Origin of the sequence: Micromonospora sp. AMSO12t (genome assembly GCF_008806585.1) — a bacterium.
GTDB classification, from domain to species: Bacteria; Actinomycetota; Actinomycetes; order Mycobacteriales; family Micromonosporaceae; genus Micromonospora; species Micromonospora reichwaldensis.
In genome coordinates this window covers 1-4,295 of sequence record NZ_WAAS01000399.1, presented here as the reverse complement: position 1 = coordinate 4,295, position 4,295 = coordinate 1, and the positions used below count along the sequence as shown (strand labels likewise).

Here is a 4,295-nt window from a genome sequence, read left to right as displayed (position 1 = left end):
GACCCCGGTCCGCCCCCGAGGGCCGGGAGGGCGGCGCGTTGTCGGTGCTGACTACCGTGAGCCGGTGATCGACTCGCCGAGCGCGGACCCGGGGAACGCCGGGTCCCCACCCACCCCGTTGCTGGTCGCCGTCGTTCGGGGAATCGCGCTGGTCGTGGTGGTGCCCGTCCGGCTGGCCTGGGAGGTGGTCGCCGCCGTCGGCCGGTGGCTGCACCGCTGGCTGCTCGCGCCGCTCGGTCGGTTCCTGGACCGCTGGCTGCTGCGCCCGCTGGGCTGGCTGCTGCGGATCCTGGTGTGGGTGCCGCTGAGCTGGCTCGGCGGCGGCGTGGCCTGGCTGCTGCGGTGGCTCGGCCTTGGCCTGGCCTGGCTGCTGCGCACGCTGGTCTGGGTGCCGTTGGTGTGGCTCGCACGGGGGCTGGCCTGGCTGGCCCGGACGGTGGTGTGGATACCGCTGGCCTGGCTGGCGTACCACCTGATCTGGGTTCCGCTGCGCTGGCTGGCCCGGCTCCTCACGCCGCTCGGACGCCTGCTGGTGGCGGGGCTCGCGGCGGTCGGGCGGTGGCTGGCGGCGGTGGGGCGGGTGCTGCTCGGCGCGCTCGGCTGGGCGTGGTGGGCCGCCGGCCGGCTGCTCTGGTGGTGCTACGCGCTCACGCTGCGGCCCTTCGTGCTCGGGGCGGGCTGGCTGTGGCGGCACGCTGTCCGCCCGGTGGGTCGGGCACTGGCGGCCGCGTGGCGGGCGACCGTGTCGCCGGCCGTCCGCTGGGTGCGCCACGCCGTCGTGGACCCGGTTCGCCAGGCGACCCGTGAGGCGCTGACCGCCCTCGGCCTGCGCGGCTGACCCGCCGACGCCGTGACGACGGCGGGGTACCCGATGAGCGCTGCCCGACGAGCGGTGCCCGAGCGAGATCTTGGCAAGAAACGGCCCCTCCAGGGGCACTCCCATACCAAGATCTCGGAGCCGGAGCCGGAGCCGGAGCCGGAGCCGGAGCCGGAGCCGGAGCCGGAGCCGGAGCCGGAGTCCGAGCCCGAGCCGGAGCCGGAGTCCGAGCCCGAGCCCGAGCCCGAGCCCGAGCGCGAGCCCCGGGCAGGGTTACAGGAGCAGGTTGAGCACCACGGTCAGGACGACCGAGGCGACGATCGAGAAGAGGATCATCAGCAGGCAGCCCAGGCCGCCGCCGGCCGGACGGATCTCCGTGTTGCCGATACGCATCTCGTCACCTGTTCGTGAGTGTGGGGGACAGCAGGGCGCGGACCGCGTCGGCGACCTGCGCCGGGGCGGTGGTCACGACGTTGTGCGCGGCGCCCGGCACGGTGACCGTACGGGCGTGCGGCACCAGCCGGCCCACCTGCGCGCGCCAGGACGGCGGCACGACCGGGTCCCGGGAGCCGGCCACGACCAGGGTGGGCGCGGCGATGCGGACCAGGTCCGCCTCGATGCCGTTGCGCACCGAGTGCGACAGCGTCGCGTGGACCCGCCAGGGGCGGGCGTCGAGGACGTCCCGGAGCAGGATCGGCGCCTGCAACGGCGCCTCCCGCAGGGTGTCGACCAGCCAGCGCCCGAACTGTCCCCGCCGGGACCGGGCGGCCGGGTCGCTGGTCGGGCCGGCGAGCACCACCGCCGCGACCGCGTCGGGGTGCCGGGCGGCGAGCGCCGCGACGACCTCCGCGCCGAACGAGTGCCCGAGCAGGCAGACGGGCAGCATCCGGTACGCGGCCAGCCAGGCGGCCAGGTGCGCGGCGTGCCGGGGCACGTCGTACGCGCGGCCGGGGCGCTCGGTCAGCCCGAAGCCGGGCAGGTCGGGCGCGTACACCGGGTGGGTGTCGGCCAGCGCGAGGGCGAGCGGGGTCAGGTAGCGGTGGGACACCGCCAGCCCGTGCACCAGCACGACCGGGGTGGCGGCGGTGCCGGGGTCGCCGGCGCGGCGGGTGTGCGTACGGATCCCGTCGACCAGCCGCCACTCGCTGGTCAGCCCGGCGGCCGGCTTCGGAGCGGCCAGCGCGAGGCGCAGCTCCGCCGGACCGAAGCGGCCCGGCGGGGTCACCCGGGGACGCCGGACCGGTGCCGCCCTCACAGCTCGCGCAGCCTCGGCAGGAGCAGCTCCTGCGCCCAGTCCAGGAACATCGGCTGCGTCTCGCCGCCCACCTGCACGATCGCCACGTGGGTGAAGCCGGCGTCGACGAACTTGCGGAACGCCTCGACGTGCCGGTCCACGTCGGGCCCGCAGGAGATCCCCTCGGCCACGTCCTCCTCGCGGACGAACTGGGTGGCGGCGGCGAACGACTCCGGCCCGGGCAGGTCGGCGTTGACCTTCCAGCCCATCCCGAACCAGCGGAACTGGTCGTGCACGATCTTGCGGCACTCCGCCTCGTCCGGGCCGTAGCAGATGGCCACCTGCCCGTAGCGGGGCTGCCCGGCGCCGCCGACCTCGTCGTACATCTCGATGATGTGCGGGTCCGGTTCGGTCGTGACGAGGCCGTTGCCGTACTCGGCGGCGAGGGTGACCGACTGGCGGCCGGAGGCGGCGACGGCCATCGGCACCGGGCGGGCCGGCCGGTCCCACACGTAGGCGTCGGGCACGTCGTAGTGGTTGCCTGAGAAGGTCAGCGTCTCCCCGTTGAGCAGGGGCCGGATGATCTGGAGGGCCTCCTCGAACATCTCGTGCCGCTGCTGCACGTGCGGCCAGCCGCCGACCACGTGCTCGTTGAGGTTCTCGCCCGCGCCGAGGCCGAGGGTGAACCGGCCGTCCGAGAGGACCCCGATCGTGCTGGCCTTCTGCGCCACGACCGCCGGGTGGTAGCGGCGGATCGGGCAGGTGACGAAGGACATCAGCTCCGCCCGGCTGGTGGCGTGCGCGACCGCGCCGAGCACGGACCAGGCGTACGGGGAGTGGCCCTGGGAGTCCAGCCAGGGGTAGTAGTGGTCGGAGATGACGAGCTGGTCGAAGCCGGCCGCCTCCGCCCGCACCGCGTAGTCGACCAGTTGCTTCGGACCGGCCTGCTCGCACATCAGGGTGTAGCCGACCTTGACCATGGGTGTCTCCTTCCGACCCGGGCGGATCATCCCCGGATACCCCTGCCAGGTCGGGTCAACCCTCGCGTCCGGTGTCGGCGGTCCGCTGCTTAACCGGTTCATTGCGTGACCGGCCCGACCGGCCTACGCTGATCCTTGCGCCGCCGGGAGCCGGGCGGCGGCTGTCGGGCTGCAGCCGCCATCCCCTGTGACGTCCCACCCCCACCTGGGCAGCGGGGGTCCTCCCTTTGAGGAAGGCCATGAAGAAGAGACTCTCCGCCGCCGGTGCGGCCCTGCTCGCGTTGCTGGTCGCCGTGTTGGCGTTCGGTCAGCCCGCGCGGGCCGCGACCGGCTTCTCCGTCGCCGACGGCAAGCTCTACGACGCCAACGGCAGCGAGTTCGTCATGCGTGGCGTGAACCACGCGCACACCTGGTACCAGCAGCAGACCAGCTCCTTCGCCAACATCAAGGCGCTCGGGGCGAACACGGTGCGGGTGGTGCTGGCCAGCGGCCAGCGGTGGGCGAAGAACGACACCGCCGACGTCGCCAACGTCATCTCGCTGTGCAAGGCCAACCGGCTGATCTGCGTACTGGAGGTGCACGACACCACCGGCTACGGCGAGCAGAGCGGGGCGGTCACCCTCGCTCAGGCGGTCGACTACTGGCTCAGCGTCTCCAGCGCCCTCGCCGGCCAGGAGAAGTACGTCATCGTCAACATCGGCAACGAGCCGTACGGCAACCAGGGCTACGGCACCTGGGCCACCGACACCGCCAACGCCATCAAGCGCCTGCGTACGGGCGGCCTGACGCACACCATCATGGTCGACGCCCCGAACTGGGGTCAGGACTGGTCGTTCACCATGCGCGACAACGCCGCGTCGGTGTTCGCGGCCGACCCGCAGAAGAACACGGTCTTCTCCATCCACATGTACGGCGTCTTCGACACCGCCGCCGAGATCAGCGACTACCTGGGCCGGTTCCGCGCCGCCAAGCTGCCGATCGTGGTCGGCGAGTTCGGCTTCGACCACTCCGACGGCAACCCCGACGAGGACACCATCCTCTCCTACAGCCAGGCCAACGGGATCGGTTACCTGGGCTGGTCGTGGAGCGGCAACGGCGGTGGCGTCGAGTACCTCGACATGGTCACCAACTTCAACCCCGCCGCGCTGAGCACCTGGGGCCAGCGCATCTTCAACGGGGCGAACGGGATCAAGGCCACCGCGAAGGAGGCGACGGTCTTCGGCAGCACCCCGCCGCCGACCACTCCGCCGCCGACGACGCCCCC

At 73.2% G+C, this 4,295-nt stretch carries 4 protein-coding genes; 2 read left to right on the top strand and 2 right to left on the bottom strand.

Going from position 1 to position 4,295, the window contains the following annotated elements; translation table 11 throughout:
• Positions 1–64 precede the first annotated feature (64 nt).
• Positions 65–838, top strand: coding sequence for a hypothetical protein (locus F6X68_RS31130; protein WP_151457598.1), 774 nt, complete (start codon positions 65–67; stop codon positions 836–838).
• Between the two features lie 376 nt (positions 839–1,214).
• Here the strand turns inward: F6X68_RS31130 and F6X68_RS31120 are convergent, their stop codons facing one another.
• Both F6X68_RS31120 and F6X68_RS31115 read right to left on the bottom strand, forming a co-directional pair.
• Positions 1,215–2,042 (bottom strand): alpha/beta fold hydrolase, encoded by an 828-nt coding sequence (locus F6X68_RS31120; protein WP_225852539.1) that lies wholly within the window; start codon positions 2,040–2,042, stop codon positions 1,215–1,217.
• 26 nt (positions 2,043–2,068) lie between these two features.
• A complete protein-coding gene (locus F6X68_RS31115) occupies positions 2,069–3,031 on the bottom strand; it encodes a TIGR03557 family F420-dependent LLM class oxidoreductase (RefSeq protein WP_151457596.1) in 963 nt (320 codons plus the stop codon).
• A 239-nt stretch (positions 3,032–3,270) separates the two neighbouring features.
• Between F6X68_RS31115 and F6X68_RS31110 the strand changes: the two genes are divergently transcribed.
• Positions 3,271–4,295: glycoside hydrolase family 5 protein (locus tag F6X68_RS31110; RefSeq protein ID WP_151457595.1), on the top strand; the 1,025-nt coding region annotated here is incomplete at its 3' end.